This is a genomic window from Micromonospora sp. NPDC018662 (genome assembly GCF_044391475.1).
In the GTDB taxonomy this organism is placed as follows: Bacteria; Actinomycetota; Actinomycetes; order Mycobacteriales; family Micromonosporaceae; genus Micromonospora.
On record NZ_JBISAC010000009.1, the window covers coordinates 46,225 to 71,633 of the forward strand.

At 75.0% G+C, this 25,409-nt stretch carries 18 protein-coding genes; 7 read left to right on the forward strand and 11 right to left on the reverse strand.

Annotation, left to right across the window (positions count from 1 at the left end; translation table 11 throughout):
• Nucleotides 1-2: 2 nt before the first annotated feature.
• Nucleotides 3-1,094: a uroporphyrinogen decarboxylase gene (gene hemE / locus ACH495_RS23650; protein ID WP_396859885.1), complete on the reverse strand. Its 1,092-nt coding sequence runs from the start codon at nucleotides 1,092-1,094 to the stop codon at nucleotides 3-5.
• 182 nt (nucleotides 1,095-1,276) lie between these two features.
• Between hemE and ACH495_RS23655 the strand changes: the two genes are divergently transcribed.
• Nucleotides 1,277-1,849, forward strand: coding sequence for a DUF3000 domain-containing protein (locus ACH495_RS23655; RefSeq protein WP_396776133.1), 573 nt, complete (start codon nucleotides 1,277-1,279; stop codon nucleotides 1,847-1,849).
• Between the two features lie 123 nt (nucleotides 1,850-1,972).
• Here ACH495_RS23655 and ACH495_RS23660 read toward each other — a convergent pair whose 3' ends face one another.
• On the reverse strand, nucleotides 1,973-2,848 hold the full coding sequence (locus ACH495_RS23660; protein ID WP_396859886.1) for a hypothetical protein: 876 nt from the start codon (nucleotides 2,846-2,848) through the stop codon (nucleotides 1,973-1,975).
• A gap of 110 nt (nucleotides 2,849-2,958) precedes the next feature.
• Entirely contained in the window at nucleotides 2,959-3,723 is a 765-nt protein-coding gene (locus ACH495_RS23665; protein ID WP_396859887.1) for a S1C family serine protease, read from the reverse strand.
• A 1,140-nt stretch (nucleotides 3,724-4,863) separates the two neighbouring features.
• On the opposite strand from ACH495_RS23665, the gene ACH495_RS23670 reads away from it, so the two are divergent.
• The 4 genes from ACH495_RS23670 to ACH495_RS23685 all read left to right on the forward strand — a co-directional run bounded on the left by ACH495_RS23670 (nucleotide 4,864) and on the right by ACH495_RS23685 (nucleotide 10,488).
• On the forward strand, nucleotides 4,864-6,186 hold the full coding sequence (locus tag ACH495_RS23670) for a ribonuclease D (protein ID WP_396859888.1): 1,323 nt from the start codon (nucleotides 4,864-4,866) through the stop codon (nucleotides 6,184-6,186).
• 106 nt (nucleotides 6,187-6,292) lie between these two features.
• On the forward strand, nucleotides 6,293-7,489 hold the full coding sequence (locus ACH495_RS23675; protein ID WP_396859889.1) for a thiolase family protein: 1,197 nt from the start codon (nucleotides 6,293-6,295) through the stop codon (nucleotides 7,487-7,489).
• Nucleotides 7,486-9,552 carry a 3-hydroxyacyl-CoA dehydrogenase NAD-binding domain-containing protein gene (locus ACH495_RS23680; protein WP_396859890.1) on the forward strand — a complete coding sequence of 689 codons (2,067 nt, stop codon included), beginning with the start codon at nucleotides 7,486-7,488 and terminating at the stop codon, nucleotides 9,550-9,552. Before ACH495_RS23675 ends, ACH495_RS23680 begins: the two co-directional genes overlap by 4 nt.
• A gap of 186 nt (nucleotides 9,553-9,738) precedes the next feature.
• Complete coding sequence (locus ACH495_RS23685; RefSeq protein WP_396859891.1) at nucleotides 9,739-10,488, forward strand: hypothetical protein; 750 nt, start codon at nucleotides 9,739-9,741, stop codon at nucleotides 10,486-10,488.
• Between the two features lie 56 nt (nucleotides 10,489-10,544).
• Here ACH495_RS23685 and ACH495_RS23690 read toward each other — a convergent pair whose 3' ends face one another.
• From ACH495_RS23690 to ACH495_RS23705, 4 genes are all read right to left on the reverse strand, one after another.
• Nucleotides 10,545-10,931, reverse strand: a complete 387-nt coding sequence (locus ACH495_RS23690; protein ID WP_396859892.1) for a VOC family protein — start codon at nucleotides 10,929-10,931, stop codon at nucleotides 10,545-10,547.
• A 240-nt stretch (nucleotides 10,932-11,171) separates the two neighbouring features.
• Nucleotides 11,172-13,712 carry a malectin domain-containing carbohydrate-binding protein gene (locus ACH495_RS23695; RefSeq protein WP_396859893.1) on the reverse strand — a complete coding sequence of 847 codons (2,541 nt, stop codon included), beginning with the start codon at nucleotides 13,710-13,712 and terminating at the stop codon, nucleotides 11,172-11,174.
• Nucleotides 13,713-13,916: 204 nt separating this feature from the next.
• A complete protein-coding gene (locus ACH495_RS23700; RefSeq protein ID WP_396859894.1) occupies nucleotides 13,917-15,074 on the reverse strand; it encodes a sensor histidine kinase in 1,158 nt (385 codons plus the stop codon).
• Nucleotides 15,071-15,736, reverse strand: a complete 666-nt coding sequence (locus tag ACH495_RS23705; protein ID WP_396859895.1) for a response regulator transcription factor — start codon at nucleotides 15,734-15,736, stop codon at nucleotides 15,071-15,073. Before ACH495_RS23705 ends, ACH495_RS23700 begins: the two co-directional genes overlap by 4 nt.
• Nucleotides 15,737-15,892: 156 nt before the next feature.
• Here ACH495_RS23705 and ACH495_RS23710 point away from each other — a divergent pair, with 156 nt between their 5' ends.
• Entirely contained in the window at nucleotides 15,893-17,086 is a 1,194-nt protein-coding gene (locus tag ACH495_RS23710; RefSeq protein WP_396859896.1) for a peptidase C39 family protein, read from the forward strand.
• On the opposite strand, the gene ACH495_RS23715 is transcribed toward ACH495_RS23710, so the two are convergent.
• Together ACH495_RS23715 and ACH495_RS23720 are read right to left on the reverse strand one after the other, a co-directional pair.
• Nucleotides 17,087-18,385, reverse strand: coding sequence for a PQQ-binding-like beta-propeller repeat protein (locus ACH495_RS23715; protein ID WP_396859897.1), 1,299 nt, complete (start codon nucleotides 18,383-18,385; stop codon nucleotides 17,087-17,089).
• A complete protein-coding gene (locus ACH495_RS23720; RefSeq protein ID WP_396859898.1) occupies nucleotides 18,382-19,635 on the reverse strand; it encodes a PQQ-binding-like beta-propeller repeat protein in 1,254 nt (417 codons plus the stop codon). Before ACH495_RS23720 ends, ACH495_RS23715 begins: the two co-directional genes overlap by 4 nt.
• 91 nt (nucleotides 19,636-19,726) lie before the next feature.
• Here ACH495_RS23720 and ACH495_RS23725 point away from each other — a divergent pair, with 91 nt between their 5' ends.
• Entirely contained in the window at nucleotides 19,727-21,610 is a 1,884-nt protein-coding gene (locus ACH495_RS23725) for a hypothetical protein (RefSeq protein WP_396860059.1), read from the forward strand.
• Between the two features lie 94 nt (nucleotides 21,611-21,704).
• Here ACH495_RS23725 and ACH495_RS23730 read toward each other — a convergent pair whose 3' ends face one another.
• Together ACH495_RS23730 and ACH495_RS23735 are read right to left on the reverse strand one after the other, a co-directional pair.
• On the reverse strand, nucleotides 21,705-23,495 hold the full coding sequence (locus ACH495_RS23730; protein WP_396859899.1) for a hypothetical protein: 1,791 nt from the start codon (nucleotides 23,493-23,495) through the stop codon (nucleotides 21,705-21,707).
• Complete coding sequence (locus ACH495_RS23735) at nucleotides 23,453-25,357, reverse strand: hypothetical protein (protein WP_396859900.1); 1,905 nt, start codon at nucleotides 25,355-25,357, stop codon at nucleotides 23,453-23,455. Before ACH495_RS23735 ends, ACH495_RS23730 begins: the two co-directional genes overlap by 43 nt.
• Nucleotides 25,358-25,409 lie beyond the last annotated feature (52 nt).

Consider the following 25,409-nt stretch of genomic DNA (forward strand, 5'->3'; position numbering starts at 1 on the left):
CCCTAGCGGGCCGGTCGCGCGGACAGCTCGTGCACCAGCGCGACCACCCGGGTCAGCACGTCGGGGTCGGTCTCCGGCAGGACGCCGTGACCGAGGTTGAACACGTGGCCGGGGGCCGCGCGGCCCTGCTCGACGATGCGCCGCACCTCGGCCTCGACCACCGGCCATCCGGCGAGCAGCACGGTCGGGTCGAGGTTGCCCTGCACCGCCTTGTCCGGCCCGATCCGGCCGGTGGCGACGTCCAGCGGCGTACGCCAGTCGACGCCGACCACGTCGGCGCCGGCCTCGCCCATCGCGGCGAGCAGCTCGCCGGTGCCCACCCCGAAGTGGATGCGCGGCACGCCGGCGTCGGCCAACCCGCCCAGCACGTACGCCGAGTGGGGCTGCACGAAGCGGCGGTAGTCGGCCTCGGAGAGCGCGCCGGCCCACGAGTCGAAGAGCTGCACCGCGGAGACGCCCGCCTCGATCTGCACCCGCAGGAACGACAGCGTCACCTCGGCCAGCCGGCCGCAGAGCGCGTGCCACAGGTCCGGGTCGCCGTACATCAGCGCCTTGGTCTTCGCGTGGGTGCGCGACGGACCGCCCTCGATCAGGTAGCTGGCCAGCGTGAACGGCGCGCCGGCGAAGCCGATCAGCGGGGTGTCGCCCAGCTCGGCGACGAGCAGCCGGACCGCCTCGTCCACGTAGGACACGTCGTCGCGACCGATCGGGGCGATCCGCTCCACGTCGGCGGCGGTGCGCACCGGCTCGGCCACCACCGGCCCGGTGCCGGGCACGATGTCCAGGTCGATCCCGGCCGCCGCCACCGGCACCACGATGTCGCTGAACAGGATCGCCGCGTCCACGCCGTGCCGGCGGACCGGCTGGAGGGTGATCTCGGTGACCAGCTCGGGGCGGCGGCACGACTCCAGCATCGGCACGCTGGCCCGGATCTCGCGGTATTCCGGCAGCGACCGGCCGGCCTGGCGCATGAACCAGACCGGGGTGTGCGGGACCGGCTCGCGCCGGCAGGCGCGCACGAACGGCGAGTCGGCCGGCCCGCCGCGGCGGGGTTCTCCGTCTCGGGCGGCAGTGCCCGTGGTGTCGGTGGTCATCGCGGCAATCGTGCCACGTCCCGCGTCGGCCCCCACGCCCGCCGCCCGCATGTGTGACGAAGAAGGAGGGGCCCCCGGTTAACGCCTCCGGCAGAGGAGGGGCCCCCGCTTAACACTCGGGCCCGCGACGCGCCCGGCGCGGCGTCACCCACCGCGCGGCGGAGGCGGCATAGGCTGCCGGCATGGCCCCCCCGATCGCGCTCCCGGAAACGTTCGCTCGCGCGGTCGCGGGGCTGCGGTCGGCCACACCCCGGCCGGAGATCCTGCTGGAGGAGGTGGGCGCTCCGCAGCGGCTGGCCCCGTACGCGTTCGCCCTCTCCGCCGCCGTCATGCGCGACGACGACGAGATCGCCAGCGGCCGGCTGATCCTGTTGCACGACCCGGCCGGGCACGAGGCCTGGCAGGGCACGCTGCGCCTGGTCACCTACGTCACCGCCGAGCTGGAGGTCGACCTGGCCAGCGACCCGTTGCTGCCCGGCGTGGGCTGGACCTGGCTGACCGACGCGCTGGACGCGCAGGGCGCCGGGCACCGGGCGATCGGCGGCACGGTGACCCAGACGCTCTCCACCCGGTTCGGTGAGCTGGCCGGGCCGCCGGCCGCCGGCGACATCGAGATCCGCGCCTCCTGGACGCCGCTGCGCGCCGACCTGGGCCCGCACCTGCTCGGCTGGTGCACGCTGCTGGCCTCGACGGCCGGCCTGCCCCCACCGGGCGTCACCGCGCTGCCCACCCGCCGCTCCGCCGGCGCCGCCTGACCCCTTCCGGCCCCCAGCCCCGCCCAACCCGTTGATCATGAAGTTGGCGGTCGCTCTGGAGATCCAGAGCGCCGCCAACTTCATGATCGACCGAGCGCCGCAGGGGACCGAGCGCCGCAGGGCTCAGAGGTAGTTCTCGGCCTCGTCGCAGATCTTGTCGAGGCCCTTGTTCGCCGCTTCGAAACCGGCCTTGTCCCCACGGGACGCCGCGGTGATGGCGGTGGTGAGCTTGTTCAGGCAGTTCGCGATGACCTTCTTCTGCCGGGCCTGCTCGTCCCGGTCGTTCTTGGTGCCGGTCAGGTCCTGCTCGGTGTCGGCCAGCCGCTCCTGGACGGCCTTCACCTCGCCCTTGAGCTTCTCGATCTCCTGCTGGTTCGCCGTGATGGTGCCGTCACGCTGGCTGACCTGCCGCTCGGCCTTGGTCAGCTTGCCGTTGGTGGTGACGTAGAGGCCGGTCATCACGCCGCCGAGGACGAGGAGCAGTCCGGCGACGAGCGCGAGGATCAGCGTGGTCCGCCCCCGGCCACCACCGCCCGGCGTGCCGGTCCCGGCCGGACCGTACGGAGGCGCGGCACCGGGCGGCCCGGACATCGGCGGCGGCCCGTAACCAGGACCGGACATCGGCGGCCCGGACATCGGGGGCGGCCCGTAACCGGGGCCGGAGACCGGCGGCGCGGACATCGGCTGTGGGTAGCCGGGACCGGAGACCGGCGGCGCCGACATCGGCTGCGCCGGGGCGGGGACGGGGGCGGCACCCGACGGGTACGCGCCCGGACCGTGCCCGCTCGACGCGGGACCGCCGGAGCCGTACGGGCCCGGGCCGTACCCGGCCGACTCCGGCGCGTACTGGCCGGGCACCGGCGGCTGGGGCCGGGTGGGGTCGGGCTGCGCCGGGCCGTACGGCGGGGGCGAGGGCTGGCTCCCGTACGGGTTGCCGTAGACCGTGCCGCCCGGCGGCTGGGGCGGGTGACCGTCCGCTCCGGTCGGTGGCTGGGACATGTCGTTCCTCCAGATGTGCTGGTCCCCGCGGGGTGGCCCGGTGGGCCGGGGTCGACGGGGCGTGGTCGGGGCCACACCCGCACGGCGCGCGATTCGCGCTGGGCCGCGACTCAGCAGAGTTTGAAGCGGTCGCAGGCGGTCTTGATCGGCACCGCCAGCCCGATGCCCTCGGCGTCGCGGGCCTTGGCGGTGGCGATGCCGACGACCTCCTTCGACCCGTTGATCACCGGGCCGCCGGAGTTGCCGGGATTGATCGGCGCGTCGAACTGGATCACCGGGCCGGAGCCGTCCTCGTCCTTGCGGAACGCGCTCACCACACCGGTGGTGACGCTGTCCTGGAGGCCGAGCGGGGCGCCGACCACCACGATCTGCTGGCCGGACTTCACCGGCGTCCGGGCCGCGACCAGACCGCCGAACGTCGCGGTGGTGCGCAGCCGCGCCAGGTCCTTGTCCTTGTCGGTGTCGACGATGGTCGCCTCGAACCGCTGGTCGGTGCGTTCCAGGAACACCTTGCGCTCGCCGGCGGCGAAGACCGACTCCACCACGTGGAAGTTGGTGAGCAGCGTGGTGCCACCGCCGGCCGGCGCCTTGCCGACCGCGAACGCGGTGCCGGTGAACTGGCCGGCCCGCACCCGGAACACGCTGGGCAGCACCGCGCTCGCCACCGCCTCGGGATTGAACGCGGCGCCGGCCTGCTTCTCCAGGCTCCCGGCACGCTGCTCCAGCCCGTCGAGCCGGCGGGCGTCCGCGCCCTGCCCCTCGGCCGTCCGCCGGTCGGCGGCGGCGAGTCGGTCGTCGAGCCGGTGGATCTGGTACGCCTGCACGCCGGTGACCACGGCCAGCACACCGGCCAGCACGAGCGCCACCACCGGCATCCGGCCACGGCGGCGGGACGGGTCGGGGCTCCCGGCCAGCGTCGGTGCGCCGAACCCGGTCTGGCCGGACCCGCCGCCCGGATAGGCCGACCCCGGCGACGACGGCCCCGGGAAGGCAGCACCTGAGGGCGACTGCCCCGGGTACGCCGGACCCGACGTCGACTGAGCCGGATAGGCCGGGGCGGACACCGGCTGACCCGGATACGCCGGGCTGGACGTCGGCTGACCCGAATACGCCGGACCGGACACCGGCGGGCCGGTGAACGGCGGGCCCGGGGCCGGTCGGGACTGGTACGAGGATCCCGCCGCCGGCTGGCCCGGCCAGGCCGGACCGGACACCGGCTGACCGGGATACGTCGCGGTGGCACCCGACGGCCCCGGCTGGGCCGAGCCGGAGGACGGCGGGTAGGTCGGGCTCCCCGACGGCGAGCCGGCGTGAGCCGCCAAGGAGGGTGAACCGGCGTGAGCCGCGACGGACGGCGGCTGGGCCGGACCGACGCCCGGCTGGACCGGCACCGGCGACGCCGCGTGCGCCCCGCCCCGGAACGGCGGACCGGCGGCGTCGCCCCGGGTCGGGTAGGCCGCGGCAGCGCCCCGGGCCGGATCCGGCACGGCAGCACCCCAGGCCGATTCCGGTGCAGCAGCACCCCAGGCCGGATCCGGCACGGCGGCGCCCCAGGTCGGTTCTGGCGCGGCAGCGCCCCGGGCCGGGTCGAACCCGGCAGCACCTCGGGCCGGGTCGGACGCCGCAGCGCTGCGGGACCAGTCGGGGTCGTTGGACGCACCCGGGAAGGGGGCCGCGCGGCCGGGGGGAGCGATGCGCGGCGGCAGTGGCCCCGGCCGGCCGGCCGTTCCGTCGCCGCCCTGCCCCGGCACGCCGTCGCCGGTCTCGTACCCGCCTGCCATGATCGCCTGTCCTCCCCCGCCGGCTCCGCCGACGCCCCCGACCGCTGCCCGGCCGCCCCCGCGCCGCTCACGGCTCGATGGACCGTACCGGCGGGAACGGGGTTTGTCTCCCCCGTTGTCCGACCCTCTCACCCCCGCGCAACCCGCCCCGTTCCGGACACCTGGCGGACATCTCGTCGACACGCGCCGGACCGGCTGCGCGCACCGGATCGTCCGGCCTACTAGGGTTGTCAGGTGACCGACGAACCACCCCTGCGCCGTCGGGCCGCCGAAAGCCGTACGGGAGAGGTGTCTCCGCATCCGTCGACGGCCGTGCCGGAGCCGGCGGGCGCGGGGACCGAGACCGACGCGGGTGCGGCCGTCCCGCTGACCGCCCCGCGCGACGGCACCCCCGAGCCGGTGGCCACCCCCCGTGAGCTCGACGCGGTCGTGGCCCGCTTCGCGGCCGGCACCGGCCCGGTGGCCCTGGACGCCGAGCGCGCCTCCGGCTACCGCTACAGCCAGCGGGCCTACCTGGTGCAGCTGCGCCGGGCGGGCGCCGGCACCTCGTTGATCGACCCGCTGCCGCTGCCCGACCTGTCCACGCTCGACGCGGCGATCGCCGAGGCCGAGTGGGTGCTGCACGCCGCGAGCCAGGATCTGGCCTGCCTGGCCGAGCTGGGGCTGCGCCCCCGCCGGTTGTTCGACACCGAACTGGCCGCCCGGCTGGCCGGGTTCGAGCGGGTCGGTCTGGCCGCGCTGACCGAACAGCTGCTCGGCTTCAGCCTGGAGAAGCACCACTCCGCAGCGGACTGGTCCAGCCGGCCGCTGCCGGAGTCCTGGTTGACGTACGCGGCACTGGACGTGGAGCTGCTGGTCGACCTGCGCGACGCGCTCGACGAGGAGCTGGGCCGGCAGGGCAAGTCCGGCTGGGCGGCGGAGGAGTTCGCCGCGCTGGTGCGCAACGGGGCCCGCCCGCCCCGGGTCCGCGCCGAGCCGTGGCGACGCACGTCCGGCATCCACCGGGTCCGCGGCGCCCGCGCCCAGGCCCGGGTGCGTTCCCTCTGGTACGCCCGGGACCAGATCGCTTCCCGGCGGGATGCCGCGCCGGGGCGGGTGCTGCCCGACTCGGCGATCGTGGCGGCGGCCGAACTGGACCCGAAGGACGAGAAGACGCTGCTGACCCTGCCCGGGTTCGGTGGCCGCTCGGTGCGCCGGCTGGCGCGTACCTGGTTGGCGGCGTTGGACGACGCACGCCAACTGCCGGACGACGCGCTGCCGGTGAGTCCGACGGTGGAGGGTCCGCCGCCGCCGCACCGGTGGGCGGAGCGCGACCCGGTCGCGGCGGGCCGGCTGGCCCGCTGCCGGGAGGTGGTGGTCGGCACCGCGTCGGCGCACCACCTGCCGGCGGAGAACCTGATCGCGCCGGACTCGATCCGCCGGCTGGCCTGGCAGCCGCCGGAGGAGATCAGCGACGACACGGTGGCGGAGACCCTGCGCACGCTGGGTGCCCGCGAGTGGCAGCTCGGCCTGCTCCTGCCCGCGCTCACCGAGGCGCTGCGTACCCCGTCGTCCTGAGCCGGTCCGGCGCGGGGTGTGGGGTGGGCCACACGGGGGGTGGTGACGCAGTTGGTTACTGGCGAGTAGCATCCGGGGAAATGGCCAGTGCCGAGGGAGGCTCCAAGTGCCCCGTGAAGTCCGAGATGTCGTCTTCGTCGACGGCGTCCGAACGCCGTTCGGCAAGGCGGGTGGGATGTACGCCAACACCCGCGCCGACGACCTGGTGATCCGCTGCATCCGTGAGCTGATGCGCCGCAACCCGCAGCTCCCGCCGGAGAAGGTGGAGGAGGTGGCGATCGCCGCCACCACCCAGATCGGCGACCAGGGCCTGACCATCGGCCGCACCGCCGCCCTGCTGTCCGGCCTGCCCAAGACCGTGCCCGGCTTCGCCATCGACCGGATGTGCGCCGGCGCGATGACCGCCGTCACCACCGTGGCCGGCGGCATCGCCATGGGCGCGTACGACGTGGCCATCGCCGGCGGCGTCGAGCACATGGGCCGCCACCCGATGGGCGAGGGCGTCGACCCCAACCCGCGGATCGTCGCGGAGAAGCTGGTCGACCCGTCCGCCCTGGTGATGGGCGCCACCGCGGAGAACCTGCACGACCGGGTCCCGCACATCACCAAGGAGCGCACCGACGCGTTCGCGCTCGCCTCGCAGCAGAAGACCGCCAAGGCGTACGCCAACGGCAAGCTCCAGGGCGACCTGGTGCCGGTGGCCATCCGGGACGCCGACGGCGGCTGGGGCCTGGCGACCGTGGACGAGGCGCCGCGGGACACCTCGCTGGAGAAGCTGGCCGGGCTGAAGACCCCGTTCCGCCCGCACGGCAAGGTCACCGCGGGCAACGCGGCCGGCCTGAACGACGGCGCCACCGCCGCGCTGCTCGTCGCCGAGGAGACCGCCCGCGAGCTGGGCCTGCCGGTCGGCATGCGGCTGGTGTCGTACGGCTTCGTGGGCGTCGAGCCCGAGGTGATGGGCGTCGGCCCGATCCCCTCCACCGAGAAGGCGCTGCGCATCGCCGGCCTGACCATCGACGACATCGGCCTGTTCGAGCTGAACGAGGCGTTCGCGGTGCAGGTGCTCGCGTTCCTCGACCACTTCGGCATCGCCGACGACGACCCGCGGGTCAACGCCTGGGGCGGCGCGATCGCCATCGGGCACCCGCTCGCGTCCTCCGGTGTGCGGCTGATGACCCAGCTCGCCCGGCAGTTCGCCGAGCACCCCGAGGTCCGCTACGGCGTCACCGCCATGTGCATCGGCATCGGCATGGGCGGCACCGTGATCTGGGAGAACCCGAACTGGGAGGGTGGCAACAAGTGAGCGCGCTCGCCGCACCGAACGAGGTCGTCACGAAGGCGCTGCTGGGCCAGGTGTCCGTGCCGGGGCTGGACCGGCCGGCCGCCCTGATCACCCTGGACAACGGCTTCGACCACACCAAGCCGAACAGCTTCGGCCCGGGCGGCCTGACCAGCCTGGACGAGGCGATCACCGCCGCCCTGGCGGCGGACCCGGCGTTCGTCGCGGTCACCGGCAAGCCGTACATCTTCTGCGTGGGCGCGGACCTCACCAGCCTGCCCGCGCTGGAGAACCGGGAGCAGGCGCTGGAGATCGGCCGGCTCGGCCACCGGGTCTTCGCCCGGCTCAAGGACAGCGACGTGCCGACGTTCGCGTTCGTCAACGGCGCGGCCATGGGCGGCGGCCTGGAGCTGGCGCTGCACTGCCACTACCGGACGCTGTCGGCCGGCGCGGCGGCCCTGGCGCTGCCCGAGGTCTCGCTCGGCCTGGTGCCCGGCTGGGGCGGCACCCAGTTGCTGCCGAACCTGATCGGCATCCCGGCCGCGACCCAGGTGATCCTGCAGAACCCGCTGATGCAGAACCGGATGCTCAAGCCGAAGCAGGCGGCCGAGATGGGCATCGCGGACGTGCTGCTGGAGCCCGCCGACTTCCTGGAGCGGTCCCTCGAATGGGCCGCCGGCGTGGTCCGGGGCGAGGTCACCGTGACCCGTCCCGAGGTCGACAAGGACATGTGGGCGGGCGTGCTCTACTTCGCCCGGCAGACCCTCGACCAGCGGCTGCACGGCGCGGTCCCGGCCGCGTACCGGGCGTTGGACCTGCTGGAGACCGCGAAGGACGCGGACTTCGCCGCCGGCACCGCCGCCGAGGACGAGGCGCTCGCCGACCTGGTCTTCTCCGAGGAGCTGCGCAGCGGCCTGTACGCGTTCGACCTGGTGCAGCGGCGGGCCAAGCGCCCGGCCGGCGCGCCGGACAAGGGCCTGGCCCGGCCGGTGACCAAGGTGGGCATCGTCGGCGCCGGCCTGATGGCGAGCCAGCTCGCGCTGCTGTTCGCCCGCCGACTTCAGGTGCCGGTCGTGCTGACCGACCTTGATCAGTCCCGGGTGGACCAGGGCGTCGGCTACGTGCACACCCAGATCGAGAAGGCCGTCAGCAAGGGCCGGATGGACAAGGGCACCGCCGCCAGGCTGTACGGCCTGGTCTCCGGCTCGGTCGACAAGTCCGTGTTCGCGGACGCCGACTTCGTCATCGAGGCCGTGTTCGAGGACCTGGGCGTCAAGAAGCAGGTCTGGGCCGAGCTGGAGAAGATCGTCGCGCCGGACGCGGTGCTCGCCACCAACACCAGCTCGCTGTCGATCACCGAGATGGCCGCCGACCTGGAGCACCCGGAGCGGGTCGTCGGCTTCCACTTCTTCAACCCGGTGGCGGTGCTGCCGCTGCTGGAGATCGTCCGCGGCGAGCGCACCGACGACACCACGCTGGCCACCGCGTTCGCGGTCGGCAAGCAGCTCAAGAAGTCGTCGGTGCTGGTGAAGGACGCCCCGGCGTTCGTGGTGAACCGGCTGCTGACCCGTTTCCTCGGCACCGTCTTCGCCGCCGTCGACGCCGGCACCCCGCTGGACGTGGCGGACAGCGCGCTGGACCCGCTGGGCCTGCCGATGCGGCCGCTGGCGCTGCTCCAGCTCGTCGGGCCGGCGGTGGCGTACCACGTGGGCGGCACCCTGCACGCGGCGTTCCCGGACCGGTTCGCGGTCAGCGAGAACCTCAAGCGGATCGCCGACTCGGGCCGGCCGATCGTGGTCGACGACCGGATCGACGAGGAGGTCGCCAAGCTGCTCGTGGTCGGCGACCAGCCGCTCACCGCCGAGCAGGTCCGGCAGAACGCGCTCGACGCGCTGGCCGAGGAGATCCGGCTGATGCTCGACGAGGGTGTCGTCGCCGAGGCGCCGGACATCGACCTGTGCATGATCCTCGGCGCCGGTTGGCCGTTCCACCTGGGCGGCGTCACGCCGTACCTGGACCGGACCGGCACCTCCGAGCGGGTGACCGGTCGGCGGTTCCTGCCACGCGGTGTGGCCAGCCTGCGCTGACCGACCCGACGCCATCGATCGCGGTGGCCGCGCCGTCCGTTCCGGACGATGCGGCCACCGCGGTCGGCGTTCCGGGGCCGGTCACGGGACGGTTCCGGTTTCGTCACACCGCCCTTGGCCGGACAGCGGGTTGTCGGCGGCCCTGGCTACCATCACGCGTCCAGAATCTTCACAGGAGCTGCCTTCATGTCCCAGCCGCCGTCCAATCCCTACCCCGGCCACAACCCCTCCCCCTCCGCGCAGCCGGGTGGCTACCCGCCGCCGCAGCAGCCGCAGTACGGCGGCGACTACCCGCCGGCCCCGCCGCAGCAGCAGTACGGCGGTGACCAGCTCGGCGCCCCGGTCCCGCCGAAGAAGAAGTTCGGGGTCGGCAAGATCCTGCTGATCGTCCTGGCCGTGGTGCTGGTGCTCTGCGTCGGCGGCGGCGTCGCCTTCTGGCTCGCCGCCGGTGACGACGTGAAGGACGTCGTCACCGCCACCAAGACCCGGGTCGTCGAGCCGACGACGCTGGGCGGCCGGCCGAAGGCGACCGAGCCGCAGCTCCAGTCGACCGCGCTCGCGATGAAGTCCGAGCTCGGCAAGGACGTGCCGAACGCGACCAGCACGGCGGGCGCGTTCTACGGCGACCCGGCCAAGAAGGACCTGGTCATGATCGTCGCCGTCTCCGGTGTCATCGCCGACCCGAAGAAGGAGATGGCGGACGCCATCGCCGCGGTCACCCCGGACCTGGGCACCAAGGAGTTCAAGACGGTCGACGCCGGCCCGCTCGGCGGCGACGCCAAGTGCGGCGACGGCAAGGCGCAGGAGGTCCCGGTGGCCGTCTGCGTCTGGACCGACAAGGGCAGCCTCGGCATGGTGGTCGTCTACTTCAAGACCGCTGCCGAGTTCCAGTCGGAGTTCGTCGCCCTGCGCGGCGAGATCGAGAAGCAGGACTGACACCGGTCGGAACGCCGGGCCCCCGCCGACGGCGGGGGCCCGGCGCCGTTTCCGGGTCAGGCCGACGCGGCGCGTTCCGCCGGGGAGCGGCAGACGCAGAACTCGTTGCCCTCCGGGTCGGCGAGCACCACCCAGCCGGTGCCGTCCGGCCGGCGCCGGTCGGCGACAAGCGTCGCGCCGAGGTCGCGCAGCCGCACGACCTCGGCGTCCCGGGTGCCCTCGGCCGGCTGGAGGTCGAGGTGGAACGCGCCCTTGCGGTGGCGCTCACCCACCTCGACGAAGAGCAGGTCGGGGCCGTGCCCGTCGGGGGCGACGAGGACCGCCTCCGGGTCTCCCGGGTGGTCGTCGTCGTGCCGCTCGCGGTCGAGCACCCGGCCCCACCAGCCGGCCAGGGCGTACGGGTCGTCGGACTCCACTGTCACGCAGTGGATGTGTGCACTCACGGTGTTTCCTCCGATGGGGAATGCGCCCCGGCGGAGTACGAGGGTCAGCGGGGAACGCGGGGCGCGGGACGGAACGGATTCGACATCACCACACCCCCTTCCACCTCTCGGCTGACTCACCCGATCGTGCCAGCCCGACCGGCCGGCCCGCAAGGCGGGGGCCCCGCTTAACAGGTGGGTGTTAAGCGGGGCCCCCGCCTCTACCGAAAGCGTTAAGCGGGGCCCCCTCCTTACACCCCATCACGGGCCGAGGAAGACCGCCTTGGCGCGCCAGTCGGTGCCGTCGACCGCCGGGCCGCTGCGCACGGTGAACGTCGCACCCGGCGAGCCGTTGAGCCAGTCGGTGGCCGACAGGTCACCGGTGGCCCGGTTGACCTTGTAGAGCGTGCCGCCGGCCACGAACACCGCGCCCGCGTCGGCGAGCCCGCCCGAGCCGGCCACCGTGAACCGGTCCGCGCCGACAGTGCCGCTGTCCGGGGTGAACCAGCGCCAGAACAGGCCGCTCTGCCCGGCGAGCGTGTAGTAGAGCCGACCACCGGAGAAGAACATGCCGGTCACGTTGGGGATCTCGGCGTAGAAGCCGGTGGTCACCCCGGCGTACGTCTGGCCGGCCGGCCCGGAGTCGGTCTCCACCGCGTCCCAGTAGGTGTCGTGGTAGGGGTCGACCAGCGACGGGGCGCCGAACGTGGTCCCGTCGAACGTGCGCCGCCACAGCGCGCCGTCCATGCCGTAGAAGAGCGTGCCGCCGACCCAGAACGCGCCCCGCGCGGTGGACCAGGCGGTGCCGTCCGGGTTCGCCACCGGGCTCGGCGCGCCGACAGTGGTCGTCCCGTCGTACGACCGGGACTGCACCTCGTCGCCGGTGCCGGCGGGCGGTGCGCCGGTCTTGACGATCTCGATGCCGTCGATCAGCGGATTCTCCACCACGTGGAGGAACTCCAGGTCGACGGAACCGTCACTGACCACTGTGAACTCGCGCATGGTGCCCACGTTGTGTCCGACCGTGGCGGACAGGTCGAGGTCGTCGAGGACGGTGGTGCCCTCCAGCGCCACGTCGAAGACGCGGGAGCCGGCGGCGGCGGTGCCGTCGTACCGGTTGGCCAGGTAGAGCCGGACCCGCACCTCGGTCCCGGTGGGCACCGGGAACTGCCAGGTCATCTCCGGCGCGCCGGCCGGGTCGTACCGCTCGTCGCTGTAGAGGGCGGCGGGCGTGCCGGCCGGCACTGTCGCGTCCAGCGCGCCCACGGCGGCGAAGCCGGCGGCCGAGTTGCCGCTGTTGTGGTACGGGCTGGGGTTGCCGCCGTCGTCGGCGGCCCAGTCCGGCCCGCCGTCGGTGGCGACGACCGCCGGCCCGCCGGCGTTGACCCGGTACAGCACGTTGGTGGGCTTGGGCACGCCGGCCTGGTAGACCGTGCCGGGCAGGGTCGCCGCGGTGGTCGGGTGCGGGGCGGTCCCGCCGGCCAGCGGGAAGAACGCGATCCGCTCCCGGCGGTACTGGAAGTTGCCGATCCACGAGGTGTCGCCGCCGACCCACAGCCCGGTCGGGGTGACCAGCATCTCCGAGGCCCCGATGCCGCGCGGGTGGCGGCCCGGGTTCCAGGACAGCGGCAGGCCGGTACGCGGGTCGAGCGCGGCGATGCTGGGTCGGCCGACGGCGCCGGCCCGGGCGTTGTCGCCGCCGGCGCTGTTGTTCAGCCAGCGGAAGTGGCCGCCGACGTAGACGGCCTGCTCGCTGGCCGCGACGGAGAGGAACGTGTCGCCACCGGTGTAGTCGATCCAGGTGGGCTGCGCGTCGGTGGCGGTCGTGCCGCCCTCGAAGCGGGCCGCGGCGTCGCAGAGCGTGCCGCCGTACGGCGAGCCGGTGGTGACCACCACGAAGTAGCTGCTGTCCGGCGCGTACGCGACGTCCCGCATGTACGAGTCGAACGCCTGCCACTTGCAGCGGGGCGTGTAGCGGCTGGTGTTCCAGTCGGCCACGGTGGCGGCGGTGGCGCCCAGGTCGAGCTGGACGATCTGGTCGTGCAGCACCCCGTCGGCCTTCTTGAAGTTGCCGATCACCACGAGCCTCGTGCCGTCCGGGGCGAGGGCCATCTTCTCCACCCCGACGCCGGCGTTGGAGCCGCTGACCCCGTCGTAGTTGTGGTGCTCGGTCAGCGCGGTGGTCAGGTAGCTGTCGACCGCGCCGGTGGTGGCGTTGAGCGAGGCGAGCCCGCCGCGCGGGTTGGGGTTGCCGGCGGTGGTGAAGATGCCGCCGACCAGCAGCCGGTTGCCGGCCAGCGCGATGTCGTTGACCAGCCCGTTGAACGCGGGCGGGGCGAAGCTGGTGACCAGCGCGCCGGTGGCGACGTCGAGCAGCGCCACCTTGCGCCGGGTCACCCCGTTGACGGTGTTGAACTTGCCGGCGACGAAGACCGTACCGGCGGTCGGGCCGGCGACGACGGCGTACACCTCGTTGTCGACCGACGGCGCGAACGCGGTGTCGACAGTGCCGGTGGCCTTGTCGAAGGCGAGCAGGTAGTTGCGCGGGATGTCGGTGTCGGAGTTGCGGTTCTGCACGGTGCTGAACGAGCCGGCCACGATGATCTTCGTGCCGGCGTCGTGGATCGCGTCGACGGTGCCGTCCATGATGTCCGGCGAGGTGGTGGCGGGGACGGCCTTGACCACTGTCGTGTGGTCGGGCGCGGCGCCGGCGGGGGCGGCCGGGGCCAGGCCGGCCGCGGTGAGCGCGACGGCGGCGAGGGCCGCGAGGGCGCGGCGGCGCGGGGCCGAGGGGTGGGTCACGGGCAGCTCCGTAGGTCGGGCGGTGAGGCGTGTCGCTCCGCTCACCCTGGGCCACGCCCGCACCGGCGTCCAGCGCCGCGCAAGCTTTCTGACCGACCACCGCACCGCCACGCCCGTCCACCCGCCGCGCCGGCCGGGACAGCCGGGCCGGACCGCACGATCAGGTGGGGCCGGGGGTACGCCCGGACGGGCGCGGATCGGCGGTCAGGTGGCCGCCGGCGGGTCGGCCGACGGAAGCGTGACGGTCACCTCCAGGCCGCCGCCGGGTTGCGGGACCGCCTTCACCGTGCCGCCGTGCGCGTCGCAGACCGCCCGCACGATGGACAGGCCGAGGCCCGAGCCGCGGGCCCCGGTGCGTTCCTGCCCGCCGCGCCGGAACGGCTCGAACAGGCCGGGCACCTCGGCCGGGGCGACCTCGAAGCCGGTGTTCCCCACCACCAGCCAGGAACGCTGCCCGTCGGTGCCGGTCCGCACCCACATCCGCCCGTGCAGGTGGTTGTAGCGGACCGCGTTCTCCACCAGGTTGCCGGCCAGCCGGTCGAGCAGCCCCGGGTCGCCGACCACCGGCGCGGGACGCAACGAGGTGTGCACCTTCAGACCGATCCGCTCCACCTCGCGGGCCACCGCGGAGAGCGCGTTGGCGGTGCCCACGGCGAGGTCGCACTCGGCGCGGCGGGCCAACCGCCGGCCGGTCTGCGCCTCGCTGCGGGCCAGCACCAGCAGCGCGTCGACCAGTCCGTTGGCCCGCTCGGACGCCTCCCGCACCACGCCGGCCATCCGCCGGTACTCGCCCAGGTCCGCGTCGTCGTCGCTGAGCGTCACGTCGATCTCGGTACGCATCACCGCCAGCGGGGTCCGCAGCTCGTGCGAGGCGTTCGCCACGAACCGCTTCTGCGCCTCGAACGCGGCGGTGATCCGGTCCAGCATCGCGTCGAACGTCTCGGCGAGTTCGGCCACCTCGTCGTCCGCGCCGGACCAGCCGATCCGCTCGTCGAGGGTGGTCTCGCCGAGCCGGCGGGCGGTGGCGGTGACCTGGTGCAGCGGGCGCAGCGCGCGGCCGGCCACCAGGTACGCCCCGGCCACCCCGACGACGCTGATCGCCAGCAGCGCCAGCAGGCCCTTGAACAGCAGCTCCCGGGACGCGGCGTCGACCAGTTGCCGCTGCCAGTGCCCGGCGTCGAGGGTGCGGCCGTCGGTGAGCACCACTGTGGTGCCGGGCAGCAGCTCGTCGGTGGGGCGCAGCGCGTCCCGCACCAGCAGCCAGGCCAGCAGCACCAGGATCGCCCCGGCGCCGACCAGGAGCACACCGTTGAGCAGCGTGAGCCGCAGCCGCAGCGTCGGCCGGACCGTTCCACCGATCATTGCGGGCGCTCGATCCGGTAGCCGGCGCCGACCACGGTGTCGATCAGCGGCGGTTCGCCGAGCTTCTTGCGCAGCGTCATCACGGTGACCCGGACGATGGTGGTGAACGGGTCGGTGTTGGCGTCCCAGACCCGTTCCAGCAGCTCCTCGCTGGACACCACCGCGCCGCGGGCCCGGAGCAACTCGGCGAGCACGCCGAACTCCTTGTTGGTCAGGTCGAGCGGCGTGCCGCCCCGGGTCACCACCCGGCGGGCCGGGTCGAGTTCCAGGTCGGCCACCGCCAGCACCGGCGGCGCGGCCGGGGTGGCCCGCCGGCCCAGCGCCTGCACCCGGGCCACCAGCTCGTCGAAGGCGAACGGCTTCGCCAGGTAGTCGTCGGCGCCGAGCTGCAACCCCTCGACCCGGTCGGCGACGGTCCCGCTCGCGGTCAGCATGAGCACCCGGGTCAGCGTGCCGGAGGCGGCCAGGTCGGCGCAGATCCGGTCGCCGTGCACGCCGGGCAGGTCCCGGTCCAGGATCACCACGTCGTAGCGGGTGACGAACGCCGCCTCGTGCCCGGCGTCGCCGTCGTAGGCGACGTCCACCGCCATCCCGCGCTTGCGCAGCCCGCGCGCGATCGCGTCGGCGAGGTTGCGCTCGTCCTCGACCACCAGTACCCGCATTCCGGCCTCCCGCCTCGTGACCTCCCACAACCTAGTGCGCGGCGCCAACCGGCCGGCACGGCCCGCCGTTGCAGAAAACCTTCGGGTACGCGATGCTCGCCGGCAACCATCGCCCACCGCCCCGGCACCGGCCGGGCCGAGCCGAGCGGAGCCCCGATGACCGCCACCGCCCCCGGCCGGGACGTCGCGTACCGCCGGTTCCGCTTTCCGGCGGACCGGGACCTGGGCCGGGCCGACGGACTCGCCGCCGGCCCGGCCGGGCTGACGCTCGACGCGTCGGCCGGCCGGTCGGGGCACCCCGGTCCGGGCTCCGGCGCCACGGCCGGGAGCTGGACCTCGCCGGTCACGCCGGTCGGCTTCGCCGCCGCCGAGCTGGTGCCGTCCTGGACCGCCGACACGCCACCCGGCTGCTGGCTCCGGGTGGAGGTGCGCGGCTGGGACACCGACGCCGCCACCACCGACTGGTACGAGCTGGGCCGCTGGGCGGCCGACGACGGCACGGTACGCCGCGCCTCGGTGCCCGGGCAGTCCGACGACCGGGCCCGGGTCGACGCGGACACGCTCCGGGTGACCGGGGCGACGGTGACCGGCTGGCAGGTCCGGGTGACGCTGCTCCGCCGGCCCGACGCGCCGGCCGGCCCGGTGCTGCGGACGGTCGGCGTGGTCGCCAGCGCCGACGACGGCCCCGCGCACGCCGGCGCCGGGGTGGACGGCGGCGTCGGCGGACCGGGCCGGGCGTGGGGGCGGGTGCTGGACGTGCCGCGCTACGCCCAGCGGCTGCACGCCGGCGGGGAGACCCGCTGGGGTGGCGGCGGCGACGCCTGGTGCAGTCCCACCTGCGTGTCGATGGTGCTCGACTTCTGGGGTGCCGGCCCCACCCCGGACCGGTACGCCTGGGTCGACCCGCCCGGCCCCCGCCCGGCCGTGGTGCACGCCGCCCGGCACTGCTACGACCACGCCTACGCCGGAGCCGGGAACTGGCCGTTCAACACCGCGTACGCGGCGACGCACGGGGTGGACGCGTTCGTCACCCGGCTGCGCTCGCTGGCCGAGGCGGAACGGTTCGTGGCCGCCGGCATCCCGCTGATCGTCTCGGCCGCGTTCACCCGCGGGCAGGTTCCCGGGCTGGACTACGACACCCGGGGACACCTGATCGTGCTGGCCGGCTTCACCGCCGACGGCGACCCGGTGCTCAACGACCCGTACGCGCCGGACGACGAGCGGGTCCGCCGGACCGTGCCACGCGCGCCGTTCGAGGCGGCCTGGCAGGCGGGCAGCGGCGGGATCGCGTACGTGCTGCGGCCGGAGTCGGTGCCGCTGCCCCCGCCGCCCGCCCAGGCCAACTGGTGATCATCGACCCACCGGCCACACCGCCAGCCCGCCGGCCGGGCGCAGACACACCAGCGCCTCGCCCGCGTCCGCGCACTCGGCCCAGGAGCCGGGCAGGACCACCCGGGGTCGCGCCTCGCCGGCCGGCACGTCCAACTCGCCGACCAGCGTCCGGTCCCCGGTGAGGCGCCGGAGCCCGAGCAGCCCGGACAGCCGGCCGGAGCCGTCCTCCCGGCCGGTGACCCGCCAGCGTCCCAGCCGACCGAGCACCCGACCGGTCGCCGGTTCCAGCACCGACAGGTCGAACTCCGGCCCGTCGCCCGACGCGGCGGCGATCAGCCGGCCACCGGTCGGACCGAACCCCGCCCACCGCTCGTTCGTCCAGGCCCCGCGGCCGGTGGCGGGGTCGAGCGCCTGCGCGCCGCCGACCTGGTCCCGCAGGCAGATCATGCCGGCGCAGTCGGTGAACCAGGACCCGGCGCGCGGGTCCACCGGCACGCTCCAGCGCCGGTCCAGCCGGTCCAGCCCGTACGCGGTGACCTCCTCGGAGGCGCCCTCGACCAGCAGCAGACCGGCGGCGACCTGCGCGTACCGGTAGGCGACGCCGTCCGGCGCGGCGGGCACCCGGCCGGTGCGCACCCGCGCGCCCGAGTCCGCGTCGTGCACGGCGACCCGGCCGTCCGGCTCGACCAGCACGAGCTGCGTCACTCCCCGGTCGTCCCACCGGTACGCCACGCCCTGCGGGGGCACCGCCAGCGACCAGCGCGCCGCGCCGGAGCCCGGGTCGACGGCGAGCACGCGGCCCGTTCCGCCCGGGCGGGGATTCTCGAACAGCACCCCGCCGGACGCGGTCCGGACCGGGTAACCGGCCTGCTGCCAGCGGACCGCACCGGTCGCCGGGTCGAGCAGCGTGGAACGCGCGTCGCCGACACCGGTCGGGCTGCTCGACACCAGCAGGCCGTCGGCCGCGCCGGTCAACCCCAGCACGTGCTCCCCGGCGGGCAGCGCGAACCGCCACGCCGGCGCGCCACCGGCGAGCCGGTAGCCGGTGACCACCCGACCGCCCTGGTTGAGCGCGCTGGGACCGTCCGCCACCATCAGCCGGCCCGCCAGCACCACGAAGACGGCGCCGGGCGGGGCGGGCACCCGCGCCGGCGCCGGCGGCCGGGTCGGTGCCGCCGCGCCGGCCAGTGTGAGCAGCAGGACGCCGAGCGCCACCACCCGGGCGACCCGGCCCGGTGGCCGCCGCGGCGGCGCGGGCAGCGGCTCGTCGCCGTCCTCCGGGCGCCGCAGCTCGCCCAGATCGATGACCGGGCTCACGGCAGCCGCCGTACGGTGAAGTCGCCGCCCCGCTCCCGGCAGACCAGCAGCACCCGGCCGGCGGTGCAGTCGGTGCCGGTCAGCACGTCCCGCACCACGGGTGGGTGGCCGGACAGGTCCGGCTCGGCGAGGAGCACCCGGTCGCCGCCCAGCGGCCGGGTCAGGAAGAGCCGGTCGTCGGTCTCGACCTGCGGGAGCACGTCCCAGTCGCCGACCTCGGCGATCAGCCGCCCGTCCGACTCCGCCAGCACCGACAGGCCCTCGCCCCCCTCCCGGCCGGCGGCGACCAGCAGGCGACCGCCCTCGGCCCGGAGCACGCCCGACCACAGGTCGCTGGTCCAGCGCACCGCGCCGGTGGCCGGGTCCAGCGCCCACATCCCGCCGGTCTGCCGGCTGGCGCAGAGCAGTGACCCGCACGGTTCCAGGTGGCCGACCAACGGCAGCTCGGCGGTCCAGCGCGGCCGAAGCGTGTCCATCTCGAAGGCGGTGACGACGTCCCCGGCCAACCGGGTCTCCAGGAACAGCCCGCCCGCGCCCTGCATGGCGCGGGCGCCGGGCACCTCCCCCGGATGCAGGTCGCGGGCGGCCAGTCGGGCGCCGGTCGCCGCGTCCCACACCTCCGTCTCGCCGGCCGCCGGCAGCAGGAGGATCCGGTCCACCCCGGACGGTCCGTAGCTGAACTGCACGCCCCGGCCGGTGGTGGGCACGGTCCAGAGCGTGCGCCCGTCGGCCACCGCCAACCGGCGGACCGACTGCGGGCCCGGTCCGCCGGACGGTCGCATCAGCAACGCGTCGCCGGCCGGGAACACCCCCCCGGTCTGCCGCCAGCGCACCGCGCCGGTGCGGGCGTCGAACGCCACCGTCTCCCACCGGTCGCCGTCGCTGGCCGGCCCGACGGCCAGCACCCGCCCGCCCTGCTCCCACACCGCGACGACGTTGTCCGCGCCGTCCGCCCGGCCCCGCCACCGTTCCCGCCCCGCCCGGTAGGCGACGACGTCCCAGCCCGGCCCCGCCTCGACGCGCTGCGCCACGTACACCCGGTCGCCGGCGAGGAACGCGGTGGCCCCGGTGCCGCCGGGGATCGTGCCCACCACGGACCGGGCCGGTGGCGCCGCGGCGGCGAGCGTGACCAGCGCCACCAGCAGCGCCACCGCGACGCGGAACGGGCGGCCGACCGCACGCGGCGGCCGGGGCGCGCGGTCGGGCGCCACGTCGTCGCCGCGCAGTTCCCCCAGATCGATGACGGTCACGACCATCCCTTCCCGCGCCGCCGTACCGCCGCCCGGCCGTGACCGGACCGACGCCGAGCCGCCTGTACGATGGCCCGTCGTGGCCGTGCCGGTGGTGGACCCCTCGCTGAACTCCTCAACCGTCGAGGTGGACGCCGTCGCGGCGGATCCACCGCGACGGCCCCGTCGCCGACCGGCGCGCGCCGACGTGCTGGCCATCGGAGCCTATGCGTTGCTCGGCGTTCTCGTCTGCCTCAACTACTGGGGCGACGTGCAGAACCGGGTGTCCTCGCACCTGCCGACCGACCACAGCTGGTTCGAGTGGCTGTTCGCGCACGGCGCGTACTCGGTGCGGCACCTGGAGAATCCGCTGTTCACCGCCCGGCAGAACGCGCCGGACGGGGTGAACATGATGGCGAACACCTCGCTGCTCGGGGTGACGCTGCCGCTGGCGCCGCTGACCATGCTGCTCGGCCCGCAGGTGATGTACGCGCTCTACCTCGGCGCGGCGCTGTCGGCGACCGCCGCCACGGCGTACTGGACGCTGTCGCGGCACCTGGTCCGCTCGCGGGGAGCGGCGTTCGTCGGCGGCGCGTTCCTCGGTTTCGCGCCCGGCATCGTGCACCACGCCAACGGGCAGCCCAACTTCGTGTCGAACTTCCTGCTCCCGCTGATCGTGGCCCGGGTGCTCCGGCTCGGCGAGCCGGGTCGCTGGCGGCGCAACGGGGTGGCGCTCGGGCTGCTGGTGGCGTACCAGATCTTCATCAACGAGGAGATGCTGCTGCTCACGGCGCTGGCCTGCCTGGTCGTCGTGGTGGCGTACGCGGTGCAGCGGCCGCGCGAGACGCGGGCGCGGGCCGGGTCCTTCCTGGCCGCGATCTCCGTCGGCGGCGGGGTGGCGCTGCTGCTCACCGCCTACCCGATCTGGTTCCAGTTCAACGGCCCGCAGTCCTACCGGGGGTTGCAGGGCGGGGTGTTCCACAACTGGGGCGAGGACCTGATGGCCTTCGTCACCTTCGCCCGGGACACCGTCGCCGGGGACGAGGCGGTGGAGAAGACCATCGGGCTGACCGAGCAGAACACCTGGTTCGGCTGGCCGCTGGTGCTGGTCGGGCTGGTCGCGCTGGCGCTGCTGGTCCGCCGGTCGGTGCCGGCCCGGATCGTGGGCGTGCTGGTGGTGCTCTTCACGATCGCCTCGATCGGGCCGGTGGTGCGGTTCGACGGCGTGGAGACGAGCGTGGCCGGCCCGTGGGCGTACGTGCCGGACGACCTGCCGCTGGTCGAGATGATGATGCCGACCCGGTTGAGCCTGGTGGTGGTGGCCGCGGTGGGCGTGCTGCTCGCCCTGGCCTGGGACGCGCTGGCCCGCGCCGGCCGGCCCGGGAACGCCGCGGTGCCCGCCCCCCGCTCCGGCGGCCACGACGACGACCCGACCGACGCCGGGACCGCCGACACCGCCGTGACGGGCCGACGACGGGTGCTGCGCCTGGTCGGGTACGCCGCGATCGCGGCCGCCCTGCTGCCGCTGTTCCCGCGCCCGCTGCCGGCGCAGCGGATGGACCCGCCGCCGCACTTCATCACCGACGGTGGCTGGCGGCCGTACGTGCCGGCCGGCCGGACGCTGGTGCCGGTGCCGATCCCGAGCAACGTGCACGGGCTGCCGACGCTGCGCTGGAGCGCGCTGACCGGGCAGGAGTTCCCGATCCCGGGCGGGTACTTCATCGGCCCGAACGAGCTGGGCGAGGGCGTGTTCGGCGCCCCGAACCGCCCGACCAGCACGCTGATCTACGCCACCATGGACAAGAACGAGCTGCCCGCGATCACGCCGGAGAACCGCCGGCAGGCCGTCGAGGACCTGCGCTTCTGGCGGGCGTCGGTGGTGGTGCTCGGCGCCGGGCCGCGCGAGGCGGTGCTGCGCGACCTGATGACCGCGCTGCTCGGCCCCGCCCAGCGGGTGGACGACGTGTGGCTGTGGGACGTGCGCGACCGGGTGTAAGGCGGGGGCCCCGCTTAACGTTTTCGGTAGAGGCGGGGGCCCCGCTTAACACCCGCGTTAAGCGGGGCCCCCGCCTAACCGGCGGCGCGGGCGGTCAGCCACCGAGCAGCGCGCGGACGTCCCACAGGTGCCCACCGGGGACGTCCCGTCCGGGCCCGACCAGGGCGTCCACGGTGACCCGTACCGGGTCGCCGGGCGACGAGTCGGCCTGCACCAGCGCCGCCGCCCGCCAGTGCCGGAGGTCCGCCACGGCCTGCCGGCGTTCCGGGTCGCCCACCGGCAGCACCTGGCCGGTCTCGGCGGCCCGACGCAGCAGCAGCGACGTGGGCCGGTCCGGGGCACCCCACCGGGCGGTCGGGTCGGTGGCCGAGCGCGGGCCGATGAAGTAGCCGCCCGGCGCGTCGAACGCCAACCCGGTGCGCGCCGACCAGAACATCGCCGGGCTGACCGCGGCGCCGGTGACCGGCGGCACCGGCACCAGCGTCCGGCCCGGCGGGACGTACGCCCGCCAGCCGCCGCCGGTCACCACGGCCGGCACCGGCGTGACCGGCACGGTGCGGATCGGGGTCGGGGTCAGCGGCAGCAGCGCGGCGACGACCGCGACGGCCCACGGCGCCGCACCGCGCACGGTGCGGCCGGCGACCCGGTCCACCGCCAGCGCCAGCAGCACACCCAGCACCGGCACGCAGACCAGCGCGAACCGCGCCGGCACCACCAGGTCGAGCAGCGGCACGCCGGCGAGCAGCCGGTACGGGCCGGGCAGCCCGGTGTCGTGCCGGTCCACCACCACCGTGGTGCCGAGCGCGAGCAGCGCGAACAGCAGGCCGCACGCGGCGAGCGCGCGTACCAGCGGTCGCCGCCACAGCCGCACCACCACCAGCAGCGCCAGCGGCGGCAGGAACGGGCCGAAGAACGAGTTCTGCTCGGTCGGGTTCGGCGACAGCAGCCCGGCCCGGTGGCCGTCCCCGGCCACGGTCTGCCGGGCGGCGGCGGTGAACGAGGCCAGGTCCAGCCGGTAGCCGCGGGTGTGGAACGGCATCCCGGTGTAGTGGCCGGGACCGAGGAACTGGAACCACAGTGGGTACGCCAGCAGCACGCCGGCGACCAGCGCGCCGAGGCCCAGCCGGCGTGCCACCACGGGCGCCAGCCGGCGTGCGGTGTCCCGGTCGGCCAGCGCGTACGCCCCGGCCAGCACGCCGGCGGCCAGCGCCAGGAACACCAGCACCTCCTCGCCGAGGAAGACCTGGTACGCGACCGCGAGCCCGAGCAGCACGCCGTCGCGCCGGACCCGGTCGGTGGCCGGCCGGAACACCAGCGCGAGGATCACCGGCACCAGGAACTGGGCGGCCATGTGCAGGTGCGCCCCGGCCTGCGCCACCATGCCCGGGGCGAACCCGCAGACCAGGCCGCCGACCGCGGCGGCGACCCGGGAGCGGACCAGCCGGCGGGCCAGCAGCGCGTACCAGGCGGTGGCCGTGCCGGCGAGGCTGAGCGCCACCGCGACCAGGAACGCCGCCTGGGCGCCGAACGCCACGGTGACCGGGGTGAGCGGCACGCCCAGCCCGAGCACCGAGGTGTTGGCCATCAGGTTCACCCCGTCCGGGGCGTTCAACGCGGCGCTGTGCAGCGGGTTCTCGCCGCCGGTCACCGCGCGGGCGGCCCGGGCCAGCATCCACTCGAACAGCATCTGGTCGCCGGCCTGGTGGAACAGTCGCTCCGGGCGGCGCCACTGGTCGGCGGTGAGCAGCACGGCCAGCGCGAGGTAGCCGGCCACCACGAGCGCGTCGACCGTCCGGGGCCGCCATCGCCGCCGGGGCGCGGGGGCGGGCCGGGCCGCCGGGCTCAGGCGGACCGGTCGGTCAGTGTCCGGACGTCCCACACCCACACGTCCAGCTCCTGCCGGGCGGGCCCGACCAGCTGCTCCACGGTGCGCCGCAGCGGCTCGGCGTTCTGCTCGTTCAGCGGCAGCACCACCACTGCCGCGTGCCAGTGCCGCAGCTCGTCGAGGAAGCGGCGGCGCTGCCGGTCGTCGAGTTTCGGCGTCCGCCCGGTGGACGCCACGTCCGCCAGCAGCTCGCCGATGCCGCTGCGCCGGCCGCCGAAGCGGCCCGGGTCGCCGGTGACGCCGTTGCGCGGCGCGAGGAAGTAGCCGCCGGGGATCTTGAACGCCAGGTCGGTGCTGGCCGCCCAGCGCATCGGGTCGGTGTTGCCCATCGCCGGCACCGGCACGGAGACCAGAGTCTGGTCCGGCCCGACGTACTGCCGCCACCGGTCGGCGGTGATGAACTCCGGCACCGGCGGGCGGGTGGTGACCCGCAGCGGCATCGGCGCGATCGGCAGCAACGCGAAGACCAGGCCGGCGGCGGTCAGCGTCCGCGCGGTCCGCCGCTCCACGCCGCGCAGCACCCAGGCGCTGCGCACCGCGTACGCCAGCAGGACCGCCACCGTCACGCTGGTGATCAGCCCGAACCGGGTCGGCACCACGGCGTCCAGCAGCGGCAGCCGCACCAGCAGCTCCCACGGCCCGGTCGTCAGGTCCCGGTCCCACCAGGAGATCCGCTCGCCGAGCGAGAGGACCGCGAAGAACAACCCGGTCGCGGCCAGCGCCCGCACCATCACGTCCCGGCGCAGCCAGACGACGATGCCCACGGCCAGCAGCGACAGGCTCCAGCCGAAGAACGCATTCTCCTCCGAGTAGTTCGGGGCCAGGTTGACGTTGGCCCGCTCGTTGCCGCCGAACGTGGGCGAGCCGGGGGCGAAGAACGCGGCGATGTCGTTGCCGTAGTCGCGGACCGCGTCGCTGAGCCCGTGGTACGCCATCGGCCCGGCGAACTGCACCCAGAGCGGGTACGCCAGCAGCGCGCCGGCCAGCACCGCGCACACCGCCAGGCCGGTGCCGAGCGGGCGCCACGCGGTGGCCCACCGGTCCCGCTGCTGCGCCAGCACGGCGAGCAGGAACACCCCGAGCGCCAGCGCGGTGAAGAGCAGGATCTCCTCGTTGATGAACGCCTGCACGACGACCAGCAGGGCGAGCAGCGCACCGTCGCGGACCGGTCGGGCGGACCGGGTCAGCACCAGCACCCGCCAGACGATGAACGGCAGCAGGAACTGGCTGATGATGTTCGGGTGCCAGTTGGCGTGCGACAGCATCGCCGGCGAGAACCCGCAGAACCAGGCGCCGACCGCGGCGGCCGGCCGGTGCCGGACCAGGTGCCGGGAGAGCACCCGGTACCAGGCGGCGGCGGTGCCGGCCAGGCCGAGCGTGACCAGCGTGACGAAGGAGACCGCCGGTCCGAACAGGAGGGTCACCGGCACCATCGGGATGCCGAGCGCCAGGATGGCGGTGTTCGCCATCAGGTTGACCCCGTCGGGGTAGTTGAACTGCTCGGTGAAGAACGGGAACTCGCCGTGCAGCACCACCCGCACCGAGTGGGCCAGGAAGAACTGCACCTGCGCCGGGTCGCTGCTGTAGAGCGCGGCCACCCGGCCGGCCGGGTCGGCCCAGATGCCGCTGGTGACCCAGATCGCGGCGAGCAGGAAGGCGGCGTACACGACCAGGTCGATGCGTCGGCGCGTCCACCGCCAGCGCCACCGGCGTCGGGCGGCCGGCGCGGCGTCCTCGGTGGTGGCTGTGACCGGTGGCTCGGTCCGGGTGACCGGTGGTGGGGGGTCGAGGGTGACGGATCGGGAGCCCGTCGGGGCGGCGGCGGCCGGCGTCGAGGCGCCGCGGGTCTCGGCAGGCGTCACAGTCGGCGGAGTCTACCGGAGCCGGATATTGAGCCACGAATCGCACGTCACG

Excerpts from the sequence above, each read along its gene's own strand:
- hemE (WP_396859885.1), bottom strand. The coding sequence starts at position 1,094 with ATGACCACCGACACCACGGGCACTGCCGCCCGAGACGGAGAACCCCGC.
- ACH495_RS23655 (WP_396776133.1), top strand. The coding sequence starts at position 1,277 with ATGGCCCCCCCGATCGCGCTCCCGGAAACGTTCGCTCGCGCGGTCGCG.
- ACH495_RS23660 (WP_396859886.1), bottom strand. The coding sequence starts at position 2,848 with ATGTCCCAGCCACCGACCGGAGCGGACGGTCACCCGCCCCAGCCGCCG.
- ACH495_RS23665 (WP_396859887.1), bottom strand. The coding sequence starts at position 3,723 with ATGCCGGTGGTGGCGCTCGTGCTGGCCGGTGTGCTGGCCGTGGTCACC.
- ACH495_RS23685 (WP_396859891.1), top strand. The coding sequence starts at position 9,739 with ATGTCCCAGCCGCCGTCCAATCCCTACCCCGGCCACAACCCCTCCCCC.
- ACH495_RS23700 (WP_396859894.1), bottom strand. The coding sequence starts at position 15,074 with ATGATCGGTGGAACGGTCCGGCCGACGCTGCGGCTGCGGCTCACGCTG.
- ACH495_RS23705 (WP_396859895.1), bottom strand. The coding sequence starts at position 15,736 with ATGCGGGTACTGGTGGTCGAGGACGAGCGCAACCTCGCCGACGCGATC.
- ACH495_RS23710 (WP_396859896.1), top strand. The coding sequence starts at position 15,893 with ATGACCGCCACCGCCCCCGGCCGGGACGTCGCGTACCGCCGGTTCCGC.